Annotated in this window: 18 protein-coding genes and 2 tRNA genes; 4 read left to right on the top strand and 16 right to left on the bottom strand. The window is 60.3% G+C overall.

Annotated features, from left to right (window positions below):
* Positions 1-16: 16 nt before the first annotated feature.
* The 9 genes from ACM6IT_RS15410 to rnr all read right to left on the bottom strand — a co-directional run bounded on the left by ACM6IT_RS15410 (position 17) and on the right by rnr (position 13,416).
* A complete protein-coding gene (locus ACM6IT_RS15410) occupies positions 17-3,292 on the bottom strand; it encodes a DUF2126 domain-containing protein (protein ID WP_414918275.1) in 3,276 nt (1,091 codons plus the stop codon).
* Between the two features lie 346 nt (positions 3,293-3,638).
* Positions 3,639-5,942, bottom strand: coding sequence for a YgiQ family radical SAM protein (locus ACM6IT_RS15405; RefSeq protein WP_008048090.1), 2,304 nt, complete (start codon positions 5,940-5,942; stop codon positions 3,639-3,641).
* A gap of 192 nt (positions 5,943-6,134) precedes the next feature.
* Complete coding sequence (gene dnaB / locus ACM6IT_RS15400; protein ID WP_056725443.1) at positions 6,135-7,532, bottom strand: replicative DNA helicase; 1,398 nt, start codon at positions 7,530-7,532, stop codon at positions 6,135-6,137.
* A gap of 108 nt (positions 7,533-7,640) precedes the next feature.
* Positions 7,641-8,087: a 50S ribosomal protein L9 gene (gene rplI / locus ACM6IT_RS15395; protein WP_007973276.1), complete on the bottom strand. Its 447-nt coding sequence runs from the start codon at positions 8,085-8,087 to the stop codon at positions 7,641-7,643.
* Between the two features lie 19 nt (positions 8,088-8,106).
* Positions 8,107-9,000, bottom strand: a complete 894-nt coding sequence (locus ACM6IT_RS15390; protein ID WP_414918274.1) for a hypothetical protein — start codon at positions 8,998-9,000, stop codon at positions 8,107-8,109.
* Positions 9,001-9,036: 36 nt separating this feature from the next.
* Positions 9,037-9,267, bottom strand: coding sequence for a 30S ribosomal protein S18 (gene rpsR, locus ACM6IT_RS15385; RefSeq protein ID WP_002551829.1), 231 nt, complete (start codon positions 9,265-9,267; stop codon positions 9,037-9,039).
* A gap of 28 nt (positions 9,268-9,295) precedes the next feature.
* Positions 9,296-9,718, bottom strand: a complete 423-nt coding sequence (rpsF, locus tag ACM6IT_RS15380) for a 30S ribosomal protein S6 (RefSeq protein ID WP_008048087.1) — start codon at positions 9,716-9,718, stop codon at positions 9,296-9,298.
* A gap of 306 nt (positions 9,719-10,024) precedes the next feature.
* Positions 10,025-10,792 (bottom strand): 23S rRNA (guanosine(2251)-2'-O)-methyltransferase RlmB, encoded by a 768-nt coding sequence (gene rlmB, locus ACM6IT_RS15375; RefSeq protein ID WP_007973273.1) that lies wholly within the window; start codon positions 10,790-10,792, stop codon positions 10,025-10,027.
* Entirely contained in the window at positions 10,789-13,416 is a 2,628-nt protein-coding gene (gene rnr, locus ACM6IT_RS15370; RefSeq protein ID WP_414918273.1) for a ribonuclease R, read from the bottom strand. The genes rlmB and rnr overlap by 4 nt, the downstream gene beginning before the upstream one ends.
* A gap of 226 nt (positions 13,417-13,642) precedes the next feature.
* Here rnr and ACM6IT_RS15365 point away from each other — a divergent pair.
* The 4 genes from ACM6IT_RS15365 to ACM6IT_RS15350 all read left to right on the top strand — a co-directional run bounded on the left by ACM6IT_RS15365 (position 13,643) and on the right by ACM6IT_RS15350 (position 16,728).
* Positions 13,643-13,729 (top strand) — tRNA-Leu (locus tag ACM6IT_RS15365).
* Positions 13,730-13,896: 167 nt separating this feature from the next.
* Positions 13,897-13,983: transfer RNA gene (locus tag ACM6IT_RS15360), tRNA-Leu, on the top strand.
* 178 nt (positions 13,984-14,161) lie between these two features.
* Positions 14,162-15,172: an extracellular solute-binding protein gene (locus tag ACM6IT_RS15355; RefSeq protein WP_056725448.1), complete on the top strand. Its 1,011-nt coding sequence runs from the start codon at positions 14,162-14,164 to the stop codon at positions 15,170-15,172.
* Entirely contained in the window at positions 15,172-16,728 is a 1,557-nt protein-coding gene (locus ACM6IT_RS15350; protein ID WP_414918272.1) for an ABC transporter permease, read from the top strand. Before ACM6IT_RS15355 ends, ACM6IT_RS15350 begins: the two co-directional genes overlap by 1 nt.
* Positions 16,729-16,818: 90 nt before the next feature.
* Here the strand turns inward: ACM6IT_RS15350 and ACM6IT_RS15345 are convergent, their stop codons facing one another.
* From ACM6IT_RS15345 to hfq, 7 genes are all read right to left on the bottom strand, one after another.
* Positions 16,819-18,753, bottom strand: coding sequence for a methyl-accepting chemotaxis protein (locus ACM6IT_RS15345; RefSeq protein WP_414914225.1), 1,935 nt, complete (start codon positions 18,751-18,753; stop codon positions 16,819-16,821).
* A gap of 150 nt (positions 18,754-18,903) precedes the next feature.
* Positions 18,904-20,193 (bottom strand): adenylosuccinate synthase, encoded by a 1,290-nt coding sequence (locus ACM6IT_RS15340; protein WP_046039830.1) that lies wholly within the window; start codon positions 20,191-20,193, stop codon positions 18,904-18,906.
* Between the two features lie 54 nt (positions 20,194-20,247).
* Positions 20,248-21,435: an ATP phosphoribosyltransferase regulatory subunit gene (locus ACM6IT_RS15335; RefSeq protein WP_056725456.1), complete on the bottom strand. Its 1,188-nt coding sequence runs from the start codon at positions 21,433-21,435 to the stop codon at positions 20,248-20,250.
* A 312-nt stretch (positions 21,436-21,747) separates the two neighbouring features.
* On the bottom strand, positions 21,748-22,617 hold the full coding sequence (hflC, locus tag ACM6IT_RS15330; protein WP_056725458.1) for a protease modulator HflC: 870 nt from the start codon (positions 22,615-22,617) through the stop codon (positions 21,748-21,750).
* Positions 22,617-23,792, bottom strand: coding sequence for an FtsH protease activity modulator HflK (hflK, locus tag ACM6IT_RS15325; RefSeq protein ID WP_056725459.1), 1,176 nt, complete (start codon positions 23,790-23,792; stop codon positions 22,617-22,619). Before hflK ends, hflC begins: the two co-directional genes overlap by 1 nt.
* 96 nt (positions 23,793-23,888) lie before the next feature.
* Positions 23,889-25,190: a ribosome rescue GTPase HflX gene (gene hflX, locus ACM6IT_RS15320; protein WP_008048071.1), complete on the bottom strand. Its 1,302-nt coding sequence runs from the start codon at positions 25,188-25,190 to the stop codon at positions 23,889-23,891.
* A 12-nt stretch (positions 25,191-25,202) separates the two neighbouring features.
* Entirely contained in the window at positions 25,203-25,463 is a 261-nt protein-coding gene (gene hfq / locus ACM6IT_RS15315; protein WP_003221112.1) for an RNA chaperone Hfq, read from the bottom strand.
* Between the last annotated feature and the right edge of the window lie 12 nt (positions 25,464-25,475).

Here is a 25,475-nt window from a genome sequence, read left to right as displayed (position 1 = left end):
GAGCGTCGCGTACGGTTTAGAAACGTCGCAAATCGAGTGTCATCGGCAGCTCGTCGTTAATGTCCAGATTGGGCACAGGAAGTTTCCCTGGTGTGTGTCCGACGCGGAAGAAACGCGCCATCCGCCGGCTCTCGGCCTCGTTGGCGTTGACCGGCAAGCTGTCGTAATTGCGCCCGCCCGGGTGGGCGACGTGGTACTGGCAGCCGCCCAACGAACGTTGCATCCAGGTATCGAGCAAGTCGAACACCAGGGGCGCGTGGACCGGGATGGTGGGCTGCAGGCAGTTCGCCGGTTGCCAGGCGCGAAAACGCACGCCGGCGACGAATTCGCCTACACGCCCGGTGGGCTGCAATGGCACCGGCACGCCGTTGCAGGTCAGCAGATAACGCTGGGGCGGCAAGCCGCTGAGCTTGACCTGCAAACGCTCCAGCGACGAATCCACGTAACGCACCGTACCGCCCATGGCGCCCTCTTCGCCCAACACGTGCCAGGGCTCGAGCGCCTGGCGCAACTCCAGCGCAATGCCACTGACGGCGTAGTCGCCAACCTTGGGAAAACGGAACTCCAGATGCGCGGCGAACCATTCGGCCCGCACCGGATAACCGGCGGCGTTGAGGTCGACGATGACATCGGCGAAGTCTTGCTCGATAAAGTGCGGCAACAGGAAGCGATCGTGCAGCTCCGTGCCCCAGCGCGCCAGTTTCGGCGGCGCATAGGGCTCGCGCCAGAACCGCGCGACCAGCGCTCGCAGCAACAGTTGTTGCGCCAGGCTCATGCGGGCATGGGGCGGCATCTCGAACGCACGCAGCTCCAGCAATCCGAGGCGTCCGGTGGCACCGTCCGGCGAATAGAGTTTGTCGATGCAGAACTCGGCGCGGTGGGTATTGCCGGTCACATCGATCAGCAGATTACGCAGCAGTCGATCCACCCGCCATGGCGGACATTCCTCACCCGGTTCAGGCATCTGTGCGAAGGCAATTTCCAACTCGTACAAGGCATCGTTGCGCGCTTCGTCGACACGGGGCGCCTGGGACGTCGGGCCGATGAACAATCCGGAAAACAGGTAGGACAGCGACGGATGGTTGTGCCAGTAGCTGATCAGGCTGCGCAGCAGATCCGGGCGACGCAAAAACGGCGAGTCCCCCGGCGTCGCGCCACCCAGCACGAAGTGGTTACCGCCGCCCGTGCCGGTGTGTCGGCCGTCGATCATGAATTTCTCGGTGGTCAGCCGGGTCTGGCGCGCTTCTTCGTAGAGGAATTCTGTGCGCTCGACCAACTCATCCCAGGTCGCGGACGGCTGCACGTTGACCTCGATCACCCCCGGATCCGGGGTGATGCGGAAATTGCTCAGGCGTGGATCGCTCGGCGGCTCGTAGCCTTCCAGCAACACCGGGCACATCAGCTCTTCGGCGGTGGCTTCGATGGCAGCGACCAGTTCGAGATAGTCCTCGACCCGTTCCAGCGGCGGCATGAACAGGTACAACCGACCCGCCCGCGCCTCGGCGCAGAAGGCGGTACGGGTCAGCCAGTCGGCGGACTCGTCGATCTTCGGTGCGCGTTCCTGCACCTCGGCAGCTTCGCTTTGGCTTTGCAGTTGCGTGGTGTCGGGCAGCGGCGGGAAGTCTTGATTCGGGTCTTGCGGATGAATGAACGGATATTCCGCCGCTTTCACCCAGGGTTGCGAACCCAGCGGCAAGCGATAGCCCAGCGGCGAGTCCCCCGGCACCAGTCGGCAGTGCTCGTCGCGCAAATACCAGCGGCCGCTCTGCCATTGATCGCTCTTGGCAGTGCGCGCCAATGGAAGGACCTGGCCAATCACCTTGTCCAGGCCTTGGCTGAATACTTTGCGCAGGCGCGCACGCTCCAGAGGTTCTTCCAGGCGCGAGTCTTCGGCGCTGACGTTTTGCGGCAGCATCCCTTCGCGCCAGAGGTAATAGAAATTGTCTTCGTAGGCCGCAAACACAAAGCGTGTCGGAATTTTCAGGCGTTCGGCGACACTCGCCAGAAAACGCCCGGCCAGTGCGCCATCCGCGCCGTAGTCTTCCTGCTCGTCGGCGATCAGCGCGCTGTTGTGCCAGATCGGCACGCCGTCACGGCGCCAGTAGCAATTGAGCGACCAGCGCGGCAGTTGCTCGCCGGGGTACCACTTGCCCTGCCCGAAATGCACCAGCCCCTGGGGCGCGTAGTGTTTACGCATGCGTTGGAACAGTTCGGAGGACAACCGTCGTTTATCCGGCCCCAATGCCGCGATATTCCATTCGGCGCCATCCGGGTCATCGATGGACACAAAGGTCGGCTCGCCGCCCATGGTCAGGCGTACATCACCCTCCAGCAGGTCGGCATCGATCTGCCGGCCCAGGGCCTGGATCGCCAGCCACTGGTCGTCGGTGTAGGGCTTGGTGACCCGTGGTGCCTCCCAAATTCGCTCCACGGACATTTCGTGGCTGAATTCGCACTCGCAGGGTTCCACCAGGCCACTGATCGGCGCCGCTGAGGACGGATCGGGACTACAGGCCAACGGAATATGTCCTTCACCGGCAAACAGCCCGGAAGTCGCATCCAGGCCGATCCAGCCAGCACCGGGCAAGTACACCTCGCACCAGGCGTGCAGGTCGGTGAAATCCACTTCGGTGCCGGACGGCCCGTCGAGACTTTTGACGTCGGCGGTCAGCTGGATGAGGTAACCCGACACAAAACGCGCCGCCAGCCCCAGGTTGCGCAGCAATTGCACCAGCAACCACGCGGAGTCGCGGCACGAACCGGAGGCCTGGTCGAGAGTGTGCTCAGGTGTTTGTACGCCGGGTTCCATGCGGATCAGGTAGTCGATGTCTTCGCTCAGGCGCTGGTTGAGCGCGACGAGAAAGTCCACGGCAGGCAACGGAGTGCGGTCGATGCCGTCCAGGTAGGCCTTGAACTTCGGCGTCAGGGGCAGGGTTTCCAGGTACGGCGCCAGCTCCTTGCGCTCATCCGCGGCATAGGTGAAGGGGATTTTTTCCGCGTAGGGTTCGAGGAAGAAGTCGAACGGATTGAAGATCGCCATTTCGGCCAGCAGATCGACTTCGATTCGCAATTCTTCGGTTTTTTCCGGGAACACCAGCCGCGCCAGGTAATTGCCCTGAGGGTCCTGCTGCCAGTTGATGAAGTGCTGTTCGGGGGAGACTTTCAGCGCATAGGACAGAATCCGCGTGCGGCTGTGGGCAGCGGGACGCAGGCGAACAATCTGCGGGCCGAGCTCGACAGCGCGGTCATAGCGGTAATGCGTGACGTGGTGCAATGCGACATGAATCGACACGGCGTGCCTCCTGCGAGCCTTGAGCGTATGGGAAAGCGCGCAAGACTTATGCCATCCAGCAGCACTGGCGCTTTCTTCGGTTGCCTGAGGCAGTACAGCACCAAAATCGGGCGATGCAGGGAAATGGTTTGCGGCCGTTGCACAGAAATGTCGCGGCCCGACCTCTGTGGCGAGGGAGCTTGCTCCCGCTGGGGCGCGAAGCGGCCCCTTCATTTGCCTGATTGCCAGATTTACGACGGCTTCGCCGCCGAGCGGGAGCAAGCTCCCTCGCTACAATGGAATTCAATTACCCAGAAATGCAAAACGCCAACCCGAAGGTTGGCGTTCTGTTCAGCTCAAGCGAGGTTTAGCGCGGCACGACCGGCTTGCGGGTCGGCTTTGGCCCCTTGCCCTTGGCCGCGTCCTTGCGCTCCTTGGCCGCCTGCTGGTTGCGGGCGAACGCCGCGGCCTTGGCCTGTTCGCGCTTGTCCCACGGGTTGCCGCCATCGCTGGCACGTGGTGGCAGGCCGGTGTGCTGGGTCAGGATCTTGGTGGTCTTTTCCCCTGCAACCTTGTGGCTGCCGGCCGGCGTCGAGTTCTTGCGCCGGGCGCTCTGGTAGCTGTCGGTCGACGGCTGGTGCAAAGGAATCAACTGGTTCTTGCCCGGCCCGATCAGGTCGGCGCGACCCATGCGGGTCAGTGCCTCACGCAGCATCGGCCAGCCTTTCGGGTCGTGATAACGCAAGAACGCCTTGTGCAGACGACGCTGCTCTTCGCTCTTGACGATGGTTACCGCGTCACTCTTGTAGGTGACCTTGCGCAGCGGGTTCTTGCCCGAGTGGTACATCGCGGTGGCGGTGGCCATCGGCGACGGGTAGAACGCCTGCACCTGGTCGGCACGGAAGCCGTTGCCCTTGAGCCACAGGGCAAGGTTCATCATGTCTTCATCGGTGGTGCCCGGGTGGGCCGCGATGAAGTACGGAATCAGGTACTGCTCCTTGCCCGCTTCCTTGGAGTACTTCTCGAACATGCGCTTGAACTTGTCATAGCTGCCGATGCCCGGTTTCATCATCTGGTTGAGCGGACCTTCCTCGGTGTGTTCCGGGGCGATCTTCAGGTAGCCACCGACGTGGTGGGTCACCAGTTCCTTGACGTACTCCGGCGACTCGACCGCGAGGTCGTAACGCAGGCCGGAAGCGATCAGGATTTTCTTCACACCCGGCAACTCACGGGCACTGCGGTACAGCTGGATCAGCGCCGAGTGGTCGGTGTTCAGGTTCGGGCAGATACCTGGGAACACGCACGATGGCTTGCGGCACGCGGATTCGATTTCCGGGCTCTTGCAGGCGATGCGGTACATGTTCGCGGTGGGGCCGCCGAGGTCGGAGATCACGCCGGTAAAACCCGGGACCTTGTCACGAATTTCTTCGATTTCGCGAATGATCGACTCGTGGGAACGGTTCTGGATGATCCGGCCTTCGTGCTCGGTGATCGAGCAGAAGGTGCAGCCGCCGAAGCAGCCGCGCATGATGTTCACCGAGAAACGGATCATGTCGTAGGCCGGGATCTTCTCCTTGCCGTACGCCGGGTGCGGAATGCGCGCATAAGGCATGCCGAACACGTAGTCCATTTCTTCGGTGGTCATCGGAATCGGTGGCGGGTTGAACCAGACGTCGACTTCGCCATGCTTCTGTACCAGCGCACGTGCGTTGCCCGGGTTGGTTTCCAGGTGCAGCACCCGGTTGGCGTGGGCGTAGAGCACCGCGTCGTTACGGACCTTTTCCACCGACGGCAGACGAATCACGGTCTTGTCACGGGTCATGCGCGGGCTGGCCAGGATCTGCACGACCTTGGCTTCCTGCGGATCGTCAACCGGACCTTTTTCCTGCTCGATGGCACAGGCCTGGGTGTCCTGGGTGTTCACGTACGGGTTGATGATCTTGTCGATCTTGCCCGGACGGTCGATACGCGTGGAGTCAACTTCGTACCAGCCCTGCGGCGTGTCGCGACGGATGAACGCGGTGCCGCGCACATCGGTGATGTCTTCGATCTTGTGGCCGTAGGACAGGCGCTGGGCGACTTCGACAATCGCACGCTCAGCGTTGCCGTAAAGCAGGATATCGGCGCTGGCGTCGATCAGGATCGAGTTACGCACACGGTCCTGCCAATAGTCGTAGTGGGCGATGCGGCGCAGGGACGCTTCGATGCCGCCGAGCACGATCGGAACGTGCTTGTAGGCTTCCTTGCAGCGCTGGCTGTAGACCAGGCTGGCGCGGTCCGGACGCTTGCCGGCCAGGCCACCTGGCGTGTAGGCATCGTCGGAACGGATTTTCTTGTCGGCGGTGTAGCGGTTGATCATCGAGTCCATGTTGCCGGCCGCGACACCGAAGAACAGGTTCGGCTCGCCGAGCTTCATGAAGTCGTCTTTGGACTGCCAGTTCGGTTGGGCGATGATCCCGACGCGGAAACCCTGGGACTCCAGCAGCCGGCCGATGATCGCCATGCCGAACGACGGGTGATCGACGTAGGCATCACCGGTGACGATGATGATGTCGCAGGAATCCCAGCCGAGCTGATCCATCTCCTCCCTGCTCATGGGCAGGAACGGCGCTGGCCCGAAACATTCGGCCCAGTACTTGGGATAGTCAAATAACGGCTTGGCTGCTTGCATGTCGATAACCGGTGTTGGCTTTCATTGAATTTCGCGGGCGCGGAATATAGCACAAATTTTGACCAATTCCGACGGCTGTGGTCGGAAATTGCGCGTTACTCACGTGGGAGCGGGCTTGCTCGCGAAGGCGGTGCGTCAGTCAACATTGATGTTATCTGACGCACCGCCTTCGCGAGCAAGCCCGCTCCCAGGTTACTCGTCGTCGTCGAAGTTATAGCTACCCGGCGCCAGGTTTTCGAATCGCGTGTACTTACCGATAAAGGCCAGGCGAATAAAGCCGATCGGCCCGTTCCGCTGCTTGCCGATGATGATTTCGGCAATGCCCTTGTGCTCGGTCTCGGGGTGATACACCTCGTCGCGATACACGAACATGATCACGTCGGCGTCCTGCTCGATCGCTCCGGATTCCCGCAAGTCGGAGTTCACCGGGCGCTTGTTCGGGCGCTGTTCCAGGGAACGGTTGAGCTGGGAAAGTGCCACCACCGGGCAGTTGAATTCCTTGGCCAGGGCTTTCAGGGATCGGGAGATCTCGGAAATCTCGTTGGTCCGGTTGTCACCGCTGGAACCCGGGATCTGCATCAGTTGCAGGTAGTCGATCATGATCAGGCCGACTTCGCCGTGTTCACGTACCAGACGGCGGGTCCGGGCGCGCATTTCCGACGGGCTGATGCCGGCGGTATCGTCGATGAACAGCTTGCGGTCGTTGAGCAGGTTGACCGCCGAGGTCAGGCGCGGCCAGTCGTCGTCTTCAAGCTGACCGGAACGGACCTTGGTCTGGTCGATACGGCCAAGGGAGGACAGCATACGCATGATCAGCGATTCGCCTGGCATCTCGAGGGAGTAAACCAGGACGGCCTTCTCGCTGCGCAACACGGCGTTTTCCACCAGGTTCATCGCAAAAGTGGTTTTACCCATCGATGGACGGCCGGCGACGATGATCAGGTCGGACGGTTGCAGGCCGCTGGTTTTCTCGTCGAGGTCGGTGTAACCCGTGGACAGGCCGGTAATGGCGTTGTCGGTGTTGAACAAGGTATCGATGCGGTCGATGGCCTTGGTCAGCAGGTCGTTGACGCCCACCGGGCCACCGGTTTTTGGCCGGGCCTCGGCGATCTGGAAGATCTGCCGTTCGGCTTCGTCAAGAATCTCGGCGGCGGTGCGACCTTCAGGGTTGAACGCACTGTCGGCGATTTCGGTACTGATACCAATCAGTTGGCGCAACGTCGCCCGCTCGCGAACGATCTGCGCATAGGCCTTGATGTTGGCGACGGACGGGGTGTTTTTCGCCAGTTCGCCCAAGTAACCGAGGCCGCCGACCTGAGAAGTCTGACCTTCCTTGTCCAGTTGCTCGGACAGGGTCACGACGTCGATCGGCATGTTCTGATCGGCCAGCTTGGCGATCGCACGGAAAATCAGGCGGTGGTCATGTCGATAGAAATCGCCGTCGGAGACTTGATCGAGCACACGCTCCCAGGCGTTGTTGTCCAGCATCAGACCACCGAGCACAGCCTGTTCGGCTTCGATGGAATGCGGCGGCACTTTCAGCGCGGCGGTTTGCAGATCGTATTGCTCAGGAGCGGAGATATCGTTCATGGCCACTTGAAATTGGAGGAATCAGAAAGACAAAGGGCACGACCTGTAAACAGGATCGTGCCCGATGTTACCGGCAAGCACCCGAGGGTGCCAGCCGACAAGTGCTGCTTAAGCTGCTACCACGACAACGCGTACGGTGGCTTCAACTTCGGCGTGCAGGTGCACGGCTACGTCGAATTCGCCTACGTTGCGGATGGTGCCGTTCGGCAGACGAACTTCGCTCTTCTGCACTTCAACGCCGGAGGCGGTCAGTGCGTCAGCGATGTCGTGAGTACCGATCGAACCGAACAGCTTGCCTTCGTCGCCAGCGGTGGCAGTGATGGTCACTTCCAGCTCGGCCAGTTGGGCAGCGCGGCTTTCAGCCGATGCTTTGCGATCTGCTGCAGCTTTTTCCAGCTCAGCGCGACGCTCTTCGAACGCAGCCAGGTTGGCTGGGGTCGCAGCGGTAGCTTTGCCGTAAGGCAGCAGGTAGTTACGACCGTAACCAGCCTTAACGTTCACTTTGTCACCCAGGTTGCCCAGGTTGGTGACTTTTTCCAGAAGGATCAGTTGCATGTGAAAATCCTCTTAACTTTTAACCTTCACCGTTCGCGTTATCGGCATCTTTCGGTGCCGAACGACCGCGAAAATCAATCAGGCTGTCGACGATGGCCAGGACCACCAGCAACGGATAGATCAGCTGCATGAACAGCAACAGCGTCACGTACAACCCCACCAGCCAGAACCTGGCCAGTCGCTTCTGCGCCACCAGCCCATGAATCAGGGCCAGCCCGGCGAACACCAGCGGTACGCTGCACAACGGCGTCAACATGGCCATCTGTGGACCGAGATTCGGCCCCAGAAGCATGCACGCCAGCAGCAACATCGCTGGCAACAGCGGGATGCGGATGGCGCGAAACTCGCGACCAAAACCGCCCGGGTTGTACAACAACGCCTGCCAGTAACGCCCGACAAGCAGGCTCAGCAAGCTGACGATTTGCAACAACGCCGCAATCAGGCCGGTCAGGACCGGTGCAATCAGGGACGCGAAACGCGCTTGTTCGTCTACCGACAACTTCTGGTAGACATCGCCGAGTAGCGACGGCATGACTTTGATCAAAGCCTGCGCCAGCATCTCGATCTGGGGAGCAAAAGCTGTCCCCAACACCACTGAAAACACCACTCCCATCGCTATGCTGACCAGCAGCACGCGGTTCCAGGACTCGCTTGCGCGCAAAACCAACGCAAGGCTCGCAGACCCCAGCAGCACCAGAAGTGCCCGTGGGTCGTCGGAGTAAAGCCACCAGGCCAATGCCGGCAGCAGTCCCAGAGCAAGAACGCCCAAGGCGTCCCTCAATCCGCGCCGCAGGAGCACAAGGCATCCGGCGGCAGCACCCAACCAATACAACAACGGCAATGCCGCGCATCCAGCCACTACCAGAGTGGCCTGCATACGGCCGCGCATGATGAACTCAGCTATGGCCCGCATGCATTCAATCCTTTGCTACGTGTCGACTGCCCGGTCTCAGCGGCCGTGGCTGTCGGTGTAGGCCAGCAGGGCCAGGAAGCGGGCGCGCTTGATAGCGGTGGCCAGCTGACGCTGATAACGAGCTTTGGTACCGGTGATGCGGCTTGGAACGATTTTGCCGGTCTCGGATACGTAGGCTTTCAGAGTGTTGAGATCTTTGTAATCGATCTCTTTCACGTCTTCAGCGGTGAAGCGGCAGAATTTACGACGACGGAAGAAACGTGCCATGTAATTGGCTCCTTAAAAGGTCCGTGGATTACTCGTCAGCGTTATCGCTGTTGTCGCTGTCATCACTATCAGCGCTTTCAGCGCCTTCGTGCTCAGGACGGTCGCGACGCTCACGGCGCTCACTGCGGTTTTCTTCAGCCTTGAGCATCTCGGACTGGCCGGTAACGGCTTCGTCGCGACGGATGACCAGGTTACGGATCACTGCATCGTTGTAGCGGAAGTTGTCTTCCAGCTCGGCCAGGGCCTTGCCAGTGCACTCAACGTTCAGCATCACGTAGTGAGCCTTGTGAACATTGTTGATTGCGTAGGCCAGTTGACGACGGCCCCAATCTTCCAGACGGTGGATTTTGCCGCCGTCTTCTTCGATCAGCTTGGTGTAACGCTCAACCATGCCGCCGACTTGCTCGCTTTGATCCGGGTGGACCAAAAAGATGATTTCGTAATGACGCATGAATGCTCCTTACGGGTTGTAGCCTGCCGCTCAAAAGCGGTCAGACAAGGAGTGAATGACACTTATGGACTTGCGGACGCTAGACACGTTGGTGCCTGCCATCACAGCAAGGGGCGCAATTGTAGAGAAGGGGCGAGGGAGGCGCAAGGTAATTGGTGATTATTTGAACAGCCAACATTCATGCCACACCACAAAACACTGTGGGAGCGAGCTTGCTCGCGAATGCGGCAGCACATCCAGCATTTTTGCTGAATGTTACTCCGCTTTCGCGAGCAAGCCCGCTCCCACATTTTGATTGCGTCGAGCTTAGGACTTCTTGGCAGCAGCCTTGGCTTTGACACTGCGCTGGCGCTGCGCCTCGAACAGACAAACGCCGGTCGCCACGGAAACGTTGAGGCTGCTGACGCTGCCGGCCATCGGCAGGTTCACCAGGTAGTCGCAATGCTCGCGGGTCAGGCGACGCATGCCCTTGCCTTCAGCGCCCATGATCAGGATGGTCGGGCCGGTCAGATCCTGATCATACAGGCTGACCTCAGCTTCACCGGCCGTACCGACAACCCACAAGCCGCGCTGCTGGAGTTTTTCCAGAGTGCGCGCCAGGTTGGTCACGGCAACCAGCGGAATCACTTCCGCCGCGCCGCAGGCGATTTTTCGTACAACCGGAGTCAGGGTCGCCGACTTGTCCTTCGGCACGATCACCGCCAGCGCACCCGCCGCATCGGCGGAACGCAGGCAGGCGCCGAGGTTGTGCGGATCGGTCACGCCGTCGAGCACCAGCAACAACGGCGCGCCGTCGGTGCGATCGAGCAACTCGTCGAGCATCGCCTCGCCCCAGACCTGGCTCGGACTCACGTCCGCGACCACACCCTGGTGCACGCCTTCAACCCAGGCGTCCATTTCACGGCGCTCGGCCTGGCCGACCTGGACCCGGTTTTCGTTGGCCAGTTCGATCAGCGTCTGGACCCGAGGGTCATTGCGACCTTCGGCCAACCAGATCTGCTTCACGCGTTTCGGGTGGTGACGCAACAACGCTTCTACAGCATGTACGCCGTAGATCTTTTCCAACTGACTCATGGCTTGGCCTTAGGTTTACGCGCCCCGCCACTCTTGGCTGGAGCCGAGCCCGCTTTTGGCGGACCTTTACGATGTTTGCTCGGTTTGGCTGGCTTGCCGCCGACGGCCTTGTCAGGCGTCGACCGACTGGTCTTTCCCCCAGACGCCGCTTTACCGCCGCTTTTCGCACCGGCCAGCAACGCCTGCTTCATTTCACGGCTTTTGCGCACTTCGGCGTTTTTCGCCGCCGCATCGCTCGGGCGATAGGCTTCTACAGCCTTTTCCTTGGCAGGACGACGACCGGTTTTTGCCGGGGCCGGTTCTGCTTCGACTTTCGCTGCGGGTGCGGTGCTTTCGGTGCCACGCTTCTTGCGGCCGATCGGTGCGCTAATGGTTTTCTCGGCCATCTCGAAGTCGATCTTGCGTTCGTCGAGGTCGACGCGCATGACCCGCACTTCCACGGTATCGCCCAGGCGGAAGCTGCGACCGGTACGCTCACCGGCCAGGCGGTGGTGCACAGGATCGAAGTGGTAGTAATCGCCCGGCAGCGCGGTGACGTGCACCAGGCCTTCGACATAAATGTCTGTAAGCTCGACGAACAGACCAAAACCGGTCACGGCGGTGATCACACCCGGGAACGATTCGCCCACGCGGTCTTTCATGAACTCGCACTTGAGCCAGTTCACTACGTCGCGGGTCGCCTCGTCGGCACGGCGCTCGCTCATCGAGCACTGCTCGCCGAGTTGCTCCAGGGCCGCTTCGTCGTACGGATAGATGCGCGCTTTCGGAATGGTCATCGCACCGGCACGGCGAACGTGCGGGGTGCTCTGTTTCGAATGGATCACGCTGCGAATCGCCCGGTGCGTGAGCAAGTCAGGGTAGCGGCGGATCGGCGAAGTGAAGTGGGTGTACGCCTCGTAATTCAGGCCGAAGTGGCCCTGGTTATCGGCGCTGTACACCGCCTGGCTCAACGAACGCAGCATGACGGTCTGGATCAGGTGGAAATCCGGACGATCCTTGATACCGGCCAGCAATGCCTGGTAATCCTTCGGCGACGGACCGTCCTTGCCTTTGTGCAGGGACAGGCCGAGCTCGCCGAGGAAGGCGCGCAGCTTTTCCAGACGCTCCGGTGGCGGACCATCGTGGACACGATACAGCGCCGGGATTTCGTGCTTTTTAAGGAACTCGGCGGTGGCCACGTTGGCCGCCAGCATGCATTCCTCGATCAGCTTGTGCGCATCGTTGCGCACGGTCGGACGGATTTCGGCGATCTTGCGCTCGGAACCGAAGATGATCCGGGTTTCCTGGGTTTCGAAATCGATCGCGCCACGTACGTGACGGGCCGCCAGCAACACCTTGTACAGCGAGTACAGCTGCTTGAGGTGCGGCACAACGTCGGTGTACTCACCGCGCAGCTTGCGCCCTTCGGTGGCTTTCGGCGTTTCCAGCATGGCGCTGACCTTGTTGTAGGTCAGACGGGCATGGGAGTGGATCACTGCTTCGTAGAAGCAGTAGTCGGTCATTTCGCCGGATTTGGAGATGGTCATCTCGCAAACCATGGCCAGACGATCGACTTGCGGGTTCAGCGAGCACAAACCGTTGGACAGCTGCTCAGGCAGCATCGGGATCACGCGCTCGGGGAAATACACCGAGTTGCCGCGAACCTGCGCTTCGGCATCCAGCGCCGAACCGAGCTTCACGTAACTGGATACGTCGGCAATCGCCACGTACAGCTTCCAGCCACCCGAGAACAGGCGCAGCTTGCCCGGACGGGCTTCGCAATAGACCGCATCATCGAAGTCGCGGGCATCTTCGCCGTCGATGGTGACGAACGGCAGATGGCGCAGGTCAATGCGCTTCTCTTTGTCTTTCTCTTCGACTTCCGGCTTGAGCTTGCCGGCTTCCTTGAGCACGGCGTCAGGCCAGACGTGAGGAATGTCGTAGGTGCGCAGGGCGACATCGATTTCCATGCCCGGCGCCATGTAGTTGCCCACGACTTCAACCACGTCGCCTTGCGGCTGGAAGCGTGGTGTCGGCCAGTGAGTGATCTTCACTTCGACGAACTGACCGATCTGCGCGTTAGCGTTACGACCTGGCGTCACCAGCACTTCCTGCTGGATCTTCGGATTGTCGGCAACCACGAAGCCGATGCCGCCCTCTTCGAAGTAGCGGCCGACGATGGTTTCGTGAGCGCGGGACACCACTTCGACGATCATGCCTTCGCGGCGACCGCGACGGTCCAGGCCAGACACACGGGCCAGGGCACGGTCACCATCGAACACCAGACGCATCTGCGCCGGGCTCATGAACAGGTCATCGCTGCCGTCGTCCGGCACCAGGAAGCCGAAGCCGTCGCGGTGACCGCTGATGCGACCCAGGATCAGATCAAGCTTGTCCACCGGCGCATAAGTGCCGCGACGGGTATAGATGAGTTGAGCGTCGCGCTCCATGGCGCGCAGACGGCGGCGCAGGGCTTCGATCTGGTCTTCTGTGGTCAGACCAAACTCTTCGACCAGTTGCTCGCGGTTAGCAGGCGAACCTCGATCAGCAAGATGCTGAAGGATCAATTCGCGGCTAGGAATAGGGTTTTCATATTTTTCCGCTTCACGAGCGGCCTCGGGATCGAGGGACTGCCAATCGGCCATTAGAGAGTTTTCACCTTGTCTATATGCGGGTTAGTTTGGCATAGGCGTAATGAAACGGGAAATTTCAGGCTAAGACGACCCATCTAAAGCCCTGTATCGACACCGCAAAGCAGTTTTGTAGACCACTGGCGAAATTTTCCAGGTTTTTTTGACCTCGGGGGGTTTACAGTTAAAAAGACGCTCCGTATAGTGCGCGCCATCGACGACGGACAACGTTGCCGATACTGCCCAGATGGTGAAATTGGTAGACACGCCAGCTTCAGGTGCTGGTGACCGCAAGGTCGTGGAAGTTCGAGTCTTCTTCTGGGCACCAATTTCGAGCTTGAGATTAGTTCAATTTCAAGGCTCACACAAAAACCCGCGAAAGCGGGTTTTTGCATTTTTGACCACTGGTTTATTATTTTTAGAATCAGGGGTTTACAGATCAAAATGCTCTCCGTATAGTGCGCCACATCAACAGCGGCAACGCTGAAGATGAATGCCCAGATGGTGAAATTGGTAGACACGCCAGCTTCAGGTGCTGGTGACCGCAAGGTCGTGGAAGTTCGAGTCTTCTTCTGGGCACCAATTCAAATTCAAGGTTAAGACCTTGGATTTCACAGAAACCCGCGAAAGCGGGTTTTTGCGTTTCTGGCATTTGAAAACCACACACGCCCCTGAGCTCACCTCACAAAGCGCATTTGAGAAGCAATATCGTTTATCATTGTTACAAGTTTTTGCAATGTGACAGTGAGGAACCCTGCGAATGATGTTTCGAAATACCCTGCGCCGCGGCCTGATCACCACCCTCCTCGGCCTGGCACTCGCCACTCCCCTCACCCAAGCCGCCGACCCGGTTGCCCTGACCCTCTACAACGGCCAGCACAAAGAAGTCGGCGACGCGGTCGCCAAAGCCTTCGAAGCCAAGACCGGGATCCACGTCAATGTGCGCAAAGGCAGTAGCAACCAGCTCGCCAGCCAGATCGTCGAAGAAGGCGATCGCTCCCCCGCCGACGTGATCTACACCGAAGAGTCGCCACCACTGAACAAACTCGGCGAACAAGGCCTGCTGGCCAAGACGGATGACGCCACGCTGGCCGTTCTGCCAAAGGAATACGTCGCTGGCAACGGCACCTGGATTGGCGTGACCGCCCGGGTGCGCGTCGTTGCGTTCAACCCCAAGCTGATCGATGAAAAAGACCTGCCGACCTCGGTGATGGAGTTCTCCGATCCGAAATGGCAAGGCAAGGTCGGTTTCGTTCCTACCAGCGGCGCTTTCCAGGAACAAGCGGTGGCGATCATCAAGGTCCACGGCATGGACGCAGCCGAAGAGTGGCTGACTGGTCTGCGCGCATTCGGCAAGACCTACAGCAACAACATGGTTGCATTGAAAGCGGTGGAAAATGGCGAAGTCGCCACCGTGCTGGTGAACAATTACTACTGGTTCGCCCTGCAGCGTGAAAAAGGCCAACTCGATTCGAAGCTGCATTACTTCACTGGCGGCGATGTCGGTGGGCTGATCACCGTTTCCAGCGCTGCCGTCCTGAAATCCAGCAAACATCCAAAAGAAGCCCAGCAATTGCTCGCCTACATGGCCAGTGAAGAAGGCCAGCGCGTGATCACCCAGACCACCGCCGAATACCCGCTGCACAAAGGCATGGAATCAGATCGCGGGCTCAAGCCATTCAGCGAACTGGAAGCACCAAAAGTCACGCCTGCCGACCTCGGCAACGCCGAAGAAGCGCTGGACCTGGAACGCGATGTTGGCCTGAATTGATGGGTGCCTCACTGTCCGCGCATCACGCCTGCGCACCACGGCGCAAGCGGCCGTCTATCTGGCTGATATTGCCTGTGTTGCTGCTGGTGGCGCTCAGTCTCCTGCCTCTGCTGTATGTCGGCCTGAAAGCCTGGCAGGCGGGCTGGGCACAAGCGCTGCATTTGCTTTGGCGACCTTATGTGTTCGGCTTGCTGCGCAACACACTCGCACAGATGATTGGGGTCACCGCTGTTTGCGGGGTAATCGGCCTGTCGCTAGCCTGGTTGCTGGAGCGCAGTAATCTGCCGGGCCGACGATTGTGGGGCGTGATCCTCTGCCTGCCGTTCGCCGTTCCAGCCTTTGTCAGCAGCTTCACCTGGGTTTCCCTCAGCGCTCATTTCGAGGGACTTGGCGGGGCTATCCTGGTAATGAGCCTGTCCAAGTACCCGCTGATTTTCCTGCCCGTGGCGGCAACACTGCGCAACCTTGACCCATCCCTCGAAGAGTCCGCGCGCACGCTGGGGCAGAATCGTTGGGGCGTATTTTTCAAGGTCACCCTGCCCCTGCTCTGGCCTTCGCTGCTGGCGGGTTCGCTGCTGATTGCCCTGCACATGCTGGTGGAGTTCGGCGCCTTGTCGATCATCGGCCTGCAAACCTTCACCACGGCGATCTATCAACAGTTCGAACTGGAGTTCAGCAATGCCAACGCGGCAATGCTCTCCGCCGTACTGCTGATGTTGTGCCTGGCACTGCTGTGGCTGGAGTTGCGCGTGCGCGGCAAGGGTCGACACGTGCGCACCGGCCAGGGTGCGGCGCGACGCGCGGAACAGGTTCAACTGGGCCCATGGGCCATGGCGGGACAGTTTTACTGCCTGCTGCTGGCAATCATTGGCAGCGGGATTCCGCTGGGCATGCTGGCCTATTGGCTTGCGGTGGGATCATCGGCAGCCTTTCCCGCGGCGGCAATTGGCGAAGCATTGCTGTCATCCCTAGCACTGTCGCTGGGTGGCGCGGCGCTGTGCCTGGTGCTGGCGGTTCCAGTCGGCCTGTTGGTCGTGCGCCACAAAGGCCGGCTGGCGATCTGGGCCGAGCGTCTGCCGTATCTGCTGCATGCGCTGCCGGGACTGGTCATTGCCCTGACTCTGGTGTATTTCGCCCTGCACTACGTGCCGATGCTTTACCAGACTTCGGCATTGCTGCTGATCGCCTATGCCCTGCTGTTTCTGCCACTGGCCCAGGCGCCGATCCGCACCGCCCTGAACAAGGCGGCGCCACAACTTGAGGAGGCGGCACGCACATTGGGCGCCTCGTCATTCAGTGCTTTCTGCCGAGTGACACTGCCGATTATTTTCCCGGCGCTGGGGGCGGCTTTTGCCCTGGTGTTCCTGGATGCGATGAAGGAACTGACGGCGACCTTGCTGTTGAGTCCAACCGGACTCAACACGCTGGCGACGGAAGTCTGGGCGCATACCGCGAACGTGGAGTTTGCGGCGGCGGCGCCCTATGCGGCGTTGTTGATAGTGGTGTCGGGGTTGCCGGTCTATCTGCTGACGACCCGGATGTATCTAAGCCGCTGACAAAGCAAAAGATCGCAGCCTTCGGCAGCTCCTACAGAGAAACGCAAAGCCCCCTGTAGGAGCTGCCGAAGGCTGCGATCTTTTGATCTTTTAAGCCCTGAACTGCCCCAGGCTCGCCTTCAACTGCGCCGCCAGACCATCGAGCACCTTACCGCTCGCCGTGGTCTCCACCACTGCCTGCGCCGCCTTCTCGGCCTGGGCGTGAATGGTCTGGACCCGCCCCCGCACTGCTTGCGCGCCCTGCGCCTGATGCGCCGCCGCCTGGGTGGCCAGACCGATCGCCGCATGGACCTGCTCGACCGATGCCTGCACCGACTGCTGCAACCGCGCACTGTCGCGCAGCACCAGCAAACCCTCATTGGCCTGGCGCCCGGCCTGACCAATCGCCGCCACCGCTTCACGCGCGCCTTGCTGCAACGCGACGATGTGCGCCTGAATATCGCCGGTGGAGCTTTGTGTCTTGCTCGCCAGCGCCCGTACCTCATCGGCCACCACGGCAAACCCGCGCCCGGTCTCGCCGGCACGCGCCGCTTCAATCGCCGCGTTCAGCGCCAGCAGGTTGGTTTGCTCGGCGATACCGTGAATCACTGTCAGCACCACCTCAATCTGCTCACTTTGCTGCGCCAGACGCTCGATCACCTGGGCGCCAGTGTTGACCTGACCCGCCAGCTCCTCGATCAGGCTGCCGACTTTCGCCGAGGTCCGGGTGTTTTCGTCAGTCGCCTGACGAATATCCACCACCTGTTTCAGCGCCGCCTGCATCGCGTGGCTTTCCGACTGGGCCTCATCAGCCATTTGCGACAAAGCGCGCAAACTTTCCGCCACCTCATCACGCTGCATGCCAGCCGCCGCATCCGCACCGGCGTTGCGCAAGGTCATGGCACCGATTTCCACACCGGTACGTTGGGCTACATCACCGGCCTCGCGCACGATGGGCTGCAACTTATCCACAAAGCGATTGACCGCCGAGGCCATGTCGCCGATTTCATCCTTGCTGTTGATCTGCACACGCTTGGTCAGATCACCCTCGCCCGCCGCCAGGTCATCCATGGCAACGATCAGCATTTTCAGGCGATTGACCACTCGGCGACCGAGTACCACCGCCAACAACAGCAGGACACCAAAACCCACCACCGCCAGACACACGCCGATGCGCCAGCGCAATGTCGTAGCGGCTTCCTGCACGGTGCTGGTGGTATTGGCCTTCATTTCAGCCGCCGTGGACTGCGCCGACTGCAGGCGCGAGCGCATGGCCGTGGCGCTGTCGGCGGCCGCGCCCTTGAGGCTGTCGCCCACCAGTTGATCGCTGCTGGCGATCAAGGCCGAGAAGCGCTTGTCGAGGGCCGCCAAGTCAGTCTCCACCGAAGCGGTCGAGACCCCCATCAGGACTTTGCCGATTTCTACGCCGTTAGGATTGATCGGGGCCTCGATGTAGAACACCGAAGGATCGTTCTTCGCCGCATCCAGCACCTTGTCCAGCGCACGCTCGCCCTGGCCTTTTTCCAGCAACGCCTTGTTGATCGGGTTTTCCCGGTTGAGGTAGCGCGTCAGGTGCTGGCCGGTGGCGTCGTCATACACCACGAACAGCACGTTGGGATTGCGCTGGGCGCGGCGAGCGAACTCGGAAAGTGTCGGAACGTCGTTGTCCCACATGGCGCGGGGCGCGACGGAAGCCAGAAGCTGCGCCATGTCGCTGGCGGAGTCCTTCAGGTCTTTTTCCAGCGTTGCGCGCAACTGCGCCTGCTCGTCCTTCAGTCGCGAGGACAAACCGGCTGTCAGGCGCTGGCGGGTACTGGTGGAGAGACTGTCGAGGCTCGACGTGACTTCGCGCCCCGCCTGCTCAAGCTCAGCGGAAAGCTTTTGGCTGTCTGCACCCAGGCGCATGCCCAGATCGGCCTCCAGCGCGGTCACCGTGCTCCGGGTCAGAGCGACAGCTACCAGCACCTGCACCAAAAGGGCGATACCAAGGGTAACGAACACGGGCCGCAACAAACGGCTTTGTAACAATGAGAGAACGGCCGACACTTGATATCCCTCTGCAAAAGCGCCATTAAATTGATGGCACGCCAAAAGTGACGTTTTAGGCAAAGCTAATAGCAAAGGTCATGCCGTCCAACAGGCATAAACGACAAAGGCCCCAATTAAGGGGCCTTTGTGTTTTACATCAACAACTTATCAAGCAAACGGATGGCGCAGGACGATGGTTTCGTTGCGGTCCGGGCCCGTCGAAATAATGTCGATCGGCGCGCCGATCAGCTCTTCGACGCGCTTGATGTAAGCACGAGCGTTAGCTGGCAGCTCTTCCAGGGTTTTGGCGCCCACGGTCGATTCGGTCCAGCCCGGCACTTCTTCGTACACAGGCTGCAGGCCCACGTAGCTGTCAGCATCAGTCGGGGCAACGGCCTTGCCTTCTGCATCTTTGTAGCCGACGCAGATGTTGATGGTTTCCAGACCGTCGAGCACGTCCAGCTTGGTCAGGCAGATGCCCGAGATGCTGTTCACATCGATAGCGCGACGCAGGATAACAGCGTCGAACCAGCCACAACGACGAGCACGGCCGGTAGTGGCGCCGAACTCGTGACCTTGTTTAGCCAGGTGCGCGCCGACTTCGTCGAACAGCTCCGTCGGGAATGGACCCGAACCTACACGCGTGGTGTAAGCCTTGGTGATGCCCAGGATGTAGTCCAGGAACATGGGGCCAACACCCGAACCGGTAGCAACGCCGCCAGCGGTGGTGTTAGAGCTGGTCACGTACGGGTAGGTGCCGTGGTCGATGTCCAGCAACGAACCCTGGGCGCCTTCGAACATGATGTCCTTGCCAGCGCGACGCAGGTCGTGCAACTCGGCAGTCACGTCCAGCATCAGCGGCTTGAGCAGCTCAGCGTATTCTTTGCATTCGGCCAGGGTCTTGTCGAATTCGATGGCTGGCTCTTTGTAGTAACCCACCAGCATGAAGTTGTGGTAATCCACCAGTTCACGCAGCTTGTCTTCAAAGCGCGGCATGTTGAGCAGGTCGCCCACACGCAGGCCACGACGTGCAACCTTGTCTTCGTAGGCCGGGCCGATGCCGCGACCGGTGGTACCGATCTTCAGCTCGCCACGGGCCTTTTCACGAGCCTGGTCCAGCGCTACGTGGAAGGACAGGATCAGCGGGCAGGACGGGCTGATACGCAGGCGCTCGCGCACCGGCACACCTTTTTCTTCCAGCTTGGTGATCTCGCGCAGCAGGGCGTCAGGTGCAACCACCACGCCGTTGCCGATCAGGCACTGCACGCCTTCGCGCAGCACGCCCGACGGGATCAGGTGCAAGACGGTCTTCTCGCCGTCGATCACCAGAGTGTGGCCAGCGTTGTGGCCACCTTGGTAACGCACTACGGCGGCAGCATGTTCGGTCAGCAGATCAACGATCTTGCCTTTGCCCTCATCACCCCATTGGGTGCCCAGGACTACGACATTCTTACCCATAACACTTGTCCTCATTCGCGCAAACTTGGTGCCGGCAGCAGCCGGCAGGAAAACTCAAGAAGCCAGTGGCGATACTTGCCAAAGCCCGTTCTGCTGAATCAATTGCCGGTCGCAGTCCGCTTCACGGGCGGCGGCCAAAGGTTGTCCAGGCAAGGCCTGAACGACACGCTGACCCTCACTGCGCAACTGGCAAACCTGCTGCCAGAGTGCCGCATCCGTACTGTCAGGCATCCAGATACCGCCAGACGGTAGCTCGATCTCAGCACGCCCCAGGGTCACCAGGGTTTTCAAATCGGTGGAGAAGCCGGTTGCCGGACGGGCGCGACCGAAGTCGGCGCCGATGTCGTCGTAGCGACCGCCCTGGGCAATGGACTGGCCAACACCCGGCACGAACACGGCGAACACCACACCGGTGTGGTAGTGGTAGCCACGCAGCTCGCCCAGGTCGAAATACAGCGGCAGCTCAGGGAAACGCACGGACAGCCGCTCGGCAATCGCCAGCAAGTCGTCCAGCGCGGCCAGAACAGGTGCCGGCGCCTTGGCCAGACGCTCACGGGCTGCAGCCAGCACTTCACGACCGCCACACAGGTCGACCAGCGCCCGCAGCATGCCCGACAGATCGGCAGGCAAGCCTTCGGTCAAGGTAATGACCTCGTCGATGGCCTTACGTTGCAAGGCATCGAACAACTGCTGCTCGACTTCACCGGACAAACCGGCGGCGCGGGCCAGGCCACGGTAGATACCGACATGGCCGAGGTCCATGTGCACATCCGGCACATCGGCCAGTTGCAGCATGGCCAGCATCAGGCTGATGACTTCGACGTCGCTGCTCGGACTGCCGTCGCCGTACAACTCGGCACCCAGTTGAATCGGGCTGCGCGAGGACGACAAGGCGCGAGGCTGAGCGTGCAGGACACTACCGGCATAGCATAGGCGGCTTGGGCCTTCACGACGCAGGGTATGTGCATCGATGCGCGCCACTTGCGGCGTGATGTCGGCACGGAAACCCATCTGACGGCCCGATTGCGGGTCGATGACCTTGAAGGTGCGCAGATCCAGGTCCTGGCCCGCGCCGGTCAGCAGGGATTCCAGGTACTCGATATGGGGAGTCACGACAAACTCGTAACCCCAGCCCTGGAACAGATCCAACACCTGACGACGCGCGACTTCAATGCGCGCAGCTTCCGGTGGCAGTACTTCTTCGATGCCATCTGGCAGAAGCCAGCGGTCTACCGTTGCCATTACGCCTTCCCCTATCTCCGGGCGACCAGCCTGTCGGCGAGCCTTGAGTGAAGCAGAAAATGATCGGCTTGCGCACAAACCACGCGCATGAGCGACGGAGCGAAAAGCCCTTCTACCGGCTTCGCCAACCACTTTCCTCGAAAAACTGTCGAGCCAATCGGCCCGGCATCTGCTTTAAAACAGCAATCAAACATGCAGACGCAAAAAAGCCGGGAATTTCCCGGCTGCCGCATCATACACACGTTTTCCCAAAGGATCACCCCGCCAGAGGTTTTAGCCGCCCGGCGGGGGATAAATCAGGTCAACGCCGTATCAAGGCTTGGCTTTTTCCAGGTAGTGGAAGAAGTCGCTGCTTGGGTCGAGGACCAATACGTCGGATTTGTTCGCGAAGCTTTCACGGTAGGCTCGCAGGCTACGGTAGAACGCGTAGAACTCCTGATCCTGACCGTAGGCCTTGGAGTAGATCGCAGCTGCCTGGGCATCGCCGTCACCGCGAACCTCTTCGGATTCACGATAGGCTTCAGCCAGTAGCACGCGACGTTGACGATCGGCGTCGGCACGAATGCCTTCGGCCAGCTCGTTACCCTTGGCGCGGTGCTCGCGAGCTTCACGCTCACGCTCGGTGCTCATACGTTCGAACACGCTGCGGTTCACTTCTTTGGGCAGGTCGATGGTCTTGACCCGAACATCGACCACTTCGATGCCCAGCTCTTTCTCGGCCATCTTGTTCAGCGAAGCCGTGATATCCGCCATCAGCGCATCACGCTCACCCGACACCACTTCGTGCAGGGTGCGCTTACCGAACTGGTCACGCAGGCCCGATTCCAGACGACGGGACAGACGCTCGTCGGCGATCTGCTTGAGACCGGAAGTCGCGGTGTAGTAACGCTCTGCGTCCTTCACGCGCCACTTGGCGTAGGCATCGACCATCACGGCTTTCTTTTCCAGCGTCAGGAAGCGTTGTGTCGGTGCATCCAGCGTCATCAGGCGTGCGTCGAATTTACGCACCTGGTTAACGTAAGGCACTTTCACATGCAAGCCTGGCTGAACATCGGTCTGGACCACGCGACCGAACTGCAGCAACACCGCACGCTCGGTCTGAGCCACGATGTAGAAGCAGTTCCAGGCAGCGATCGCCACGACGACGCCGACAATAAGGGCGATCAGCGATTTATTGCTCATCAGCGACTCTCCCTGGTACGTGCTTGCTGTTGCTGCAGATCAGCTGCCGCACGCGCATTCGCTTCATTGCTGGTGGCTGCCGCACTGGTCACCGGAGTGCTGGTGCTGCGACCACTTTCGACCATCTTGTCCAGCGGCAAGTACAGCAGGTTGTTCTGGCCGTTCTTGTTGCCGGTCACGAGAACCTTGCTGGTGTTGGTGAAGACTTCCTGCATGGTGTCCAGGTACAGACGCTGGCGGGTGACTTCAGGGGCCTTGCGGTACTCGGCGACCAGCTTGGTGAAGCGATCGGCCTCACCCTTGGCGCGCGAGACAGTCTCGTCACGGTAACCGTTGGCATCCTCAAGGATACGCTGGGCCTGACCACGAGCTTCCGGCACGACGCCGTTGGCATAGGTTTCGGCCTGGTTGCGCGAACGCTGCTCGTCTTCACGGGCACGGATCACGTCATCGAAGGCTTCCTGGACTTCACGCGGTGCCGCTGCGCTCTGTACGTTGACCTGAGTAACGGTGATACCGGTGCGATAAGTGTCCATGAAGCGTTGCAGACGCTCCTTGATCTCGCTGGCCATCAACTCACGACCCTCGGTCAGGACCTGGTCCATCGCGGTGGAACCCACCACATGGCGCAAGGCGCTGTCGGTCGCGTGCTGCAGGCTGATTTCCGGCTGATCGACGCTCAGCACGAAGTCCTGCAGGTTGCTGATCTTGTACTGCACGGTCAGCGGCACTTCGACGATGTTCTCGTCTTCAGTCAGCATCTGGCCCTGCTTGGTGTAGGCACGCTCACGCGTGACGTTTTCCATGTACTTCTTGTCGATCGGCGGGAAGTAGATATTCAGGCCCGGCCCCACGGTTTCGTAGTACTTGCCGAAGCGCAGCACTACAGCCTGCTCCTGCTCGTCGACGACATAAACCGCGCTGTACAGCCAAACGGCGGCCAACACGACCAGGCCGATGCCGAGCAGGCCGCCAAAGCCGCCACTCTTGCCCGGACCACCACCATCGTCACCACCACGTTTCTTACCGCCACCGAACAAACCGTTCAGGCTTTCCTGCAGCTTTCGGAAGGCCTCGTCGAGATCCGGTGGCCCCTTGCGATCGCCGTTGTTACGACGCTTGCCACCCCAAGGATCCTGATTATTCGAGTTGCCACCCGGCTCATTCCAAGCCATAGCGCTCTCCATCTGATAAAGCAAAGACGCACCCACGGCGCGCCGACCAATGCTACAGAATGCCTGTCACCACGGCACAACCGCTTTCTCAGGCTTTTATTGCAAAGTGTGTTGCTCGATGAATTCCATCGGCTGCAATCCCTCGCGGCTTACCAGTCGATTCAACTCGACCCGGGGCAAACGAACGGCCAGCAAACTGATGCCTTCTTCGTCGTGTTCTTCTTTCTGCACCGCACCGAGTTCGAAGAACTGCGCACGCAGTCGAGCGAATCGTTGCGGCAAGCGCAAGGTACCGACAAACAAATCACTGCCCAGTAACTCGGCAATGGCTTGCTCAAGCAATTCCAGACCACTGCCATCACGCGCCGACAGCCAGACCCGTTGGGGCTTGCCGTTTTCGTCGCGCTGGATTTGTGGCTCAACGCCTTCAAGCAAATCGAGTTTGTTATAGACCTCGAGGATCGGCAAGTCCTGAGCACCAATCTCGCCGAGCACCACCATTACCTGCTCGATCTGCAACATGCGATCCGGTTCGGCCGCATCGATCACGTGCAACAACAGATCGGAGTTGCTCGACTCTTCGAGGGTAGACCGAAATGCTTCGACCAGCTTGTGGGGCAAGTGGCGAATGAAACCCACAGTGTCCGCCAGGACAATCGGCCCCAGGTCGTCTATATCCAGACGACGCAGGGTCGGGTCCAACGTGGCAAACAATTGGTCAGCTGCGTAGACGTCGGATTTCGTCACGTTATTGAAGAGCGTGGACTTACCGGCGTTGGTGTACCCCACCAGCGACACGGTAGGAATATCCGCACGCGATCGGCCACGGCGCGACTGTTCGCGCTGGCTGCGCACTTTCTCCAGCCGCCCCTTGATCTGCCGCAGGCGAACCCGTAGCAAACGGCGGTCGGTTTCCAGCTGGGTTTCACCCGGGCCACGCATACCGATACCGCCACCTTGGCGCTCAAGGTGAGTCCAGCCACGAACCAGCCGGGTGCTCATGTGGTCAAGCTGGGCCAGTTCGACCTGGAGCTTGCCTTCATGGGTACGGGCGCGCTGGGCGAAAATATCGAGAATCAGACCGGTACGGTCGATCACGCGACACTCGAAAACACGTTCGAGGTTACGTTCCTGACTGGGTGTGAGGATGTGATTGAAAATCACCAGATCGGCCTGCTCGGCTTTGACCAGGTCGCGCAGTTCCTCGACCTTGCCACTGCCAATCAGGGTCTTGGCGGTTGGCCGATGACGCGGCACGTTAAAAAACGCAACGGTCTCGGCACCCGCCGAATTAGCCAGTTCCTGAAACTCCTGCGGATCTTCGCGCGCCTCAGGGTCCTGTCCATCCAAGTGAACGAGGATGACTCGCTCACCACCACCGTGGCGCTCAAAGAACAAAGGAGACTCCTATCAGGCGTTACCTGGCTCAGCGTCACCTGCATCGGATTCGGTTGCGCTAGGCAGACGAATTGGACGAACCGGCACCACTGTAGAGATAGCGTGTTTGTAGACCATCTGGCTTACGGTGTTTTTCAGCAGGATAACGAACTGGTCGAAAGACTCGATCGTGCCTTGCAGCTTGATACCGTTGACCAGGTAGATGGACACCCCAACTTTCTCTTTACGTAAAGTATTCAAGTAAGGGTCTTGTAGCGAATGCCCTTTTGACATGTGCCGCACTCC

The organism is Pseudomonas sp. IT-P4 (assembly GCF_949767755.1).
Taxonomy (GTDB): domain Bacteria; phylum Pseudomonadota; class Gammaproteobacteria; order Pseudomonadales; family Pseudomonadaceae; genus Aquipseudomonas; species Aquipseudomonas monachiensis.
The sequence above is the reverse complement of the archived record's forward strand: the minus strand, read 5'-3'. Positions and strand labels throughout refer to the sequence as shown.

Bases quoted from the DNA above. Each gene is read 5' to 3' on its own strand.
- ACM6IT_RS15405 (WP_008048090.1), bottom strand. From the start codon at position 5,942: ATGCAAGCAGCCAAGCCGTTATTTGACTATCCCAAGTACTGGGCCGAA.
- dnaB (WP_056725443.1), bottom strand. From the start codon at position 7,532: ATGAACGATATCTCCGCTCCTGAGCAATACGATCTGCAAACCGCCGCG.
- rplI (WP_007973276.1), bottom strand. From the start codon at position 8,087: ATGCAACTGATCCTTCTGGAAAAAGTCACCAACCTGGGCAACCTGGGT.
- ACM6IT_RS15390 (WP_414918274.1), bottom strand. From the start codon at position 9,000: ATGCGGGCCATAGCTGAGTTCATCATGCGCGGCCGTATGCAGGCCACT.
- rpsR (WP_002551829.1), bottom strand. From the start codon at position 9,267: ATGGCACGTTTCTTCCGTCGTCGTAAATTCTGCCGCTTCACCGCTGAA.
- rpsF (WP_008048087.1), bottom strand. From the start codon at position 9,718: ATGCGTCATTACGAAATCATCTTTTTGGTCCACCCGGATCAAAGCGAG.
- rlmB (WP_007973273.1), bottom strand. From the start codon at position 10,792: ATGAGTCAGTTGGAAAAGATCTACGGCGTACATGCTGTAGAAGCGTTG.
- rnr (WP_414918273.1), bottom strand. From the start codon at position 13,416: ATGGCCGATTGGCAGTCCCTCGATCCCGAGGCCGCTCGTGAAGCGGAA.
- ACM6IT_RS15355 (WP_056725448.1), top strand. From the start codon at position 14,162: ATGATGTTTCGAAATACCCTGCGCCGCGGCCTGATCACCACCCTCCTC.
- ACM6IT_RS15350 (WP_414918272.1), top strand. From the start codon at position 15,172: ATGGGTGCCTCACTGTCCGCGCATCACGCCTGCGCACCACGGCGCAAG.
- ACM6IT_RS15340 (WP_046039830.1), bottom strand. From the start codon at position 20,193: ATGGGTAAGAATGTCGTAGTCCTGGGCACCCAATGGGGTGATGAGGGC.
- ACM6IT_RS15335 (WP_056725456.1), bottom strand. From the start codon at position 21,435: ATGGCAACGGTAGACCGCTGGCTTCTGCCAGATGGCATCGAAGAAGTA.
- hflC (WP_056725458.1), bottom strand. From the start codon at position 22,617: ATGAGCAATAAATCGCTGATCGCCCTTATTGTCGGCGTCGTCGTGGCG.
- hflK (WP_056725459.1), bottom strand. From the start codon at position 23,792: ATGGCTTGGAATGAGCCGGGTGGCAACTCGAATAATCAGGATCCTTGG.
- hfq (WP_003221112.1), bottom strand. From the start codon at position 25,463: ATGTCAAAAGGGCATTCGCTACAAGACCCTTACTTGAATACTTTACGT.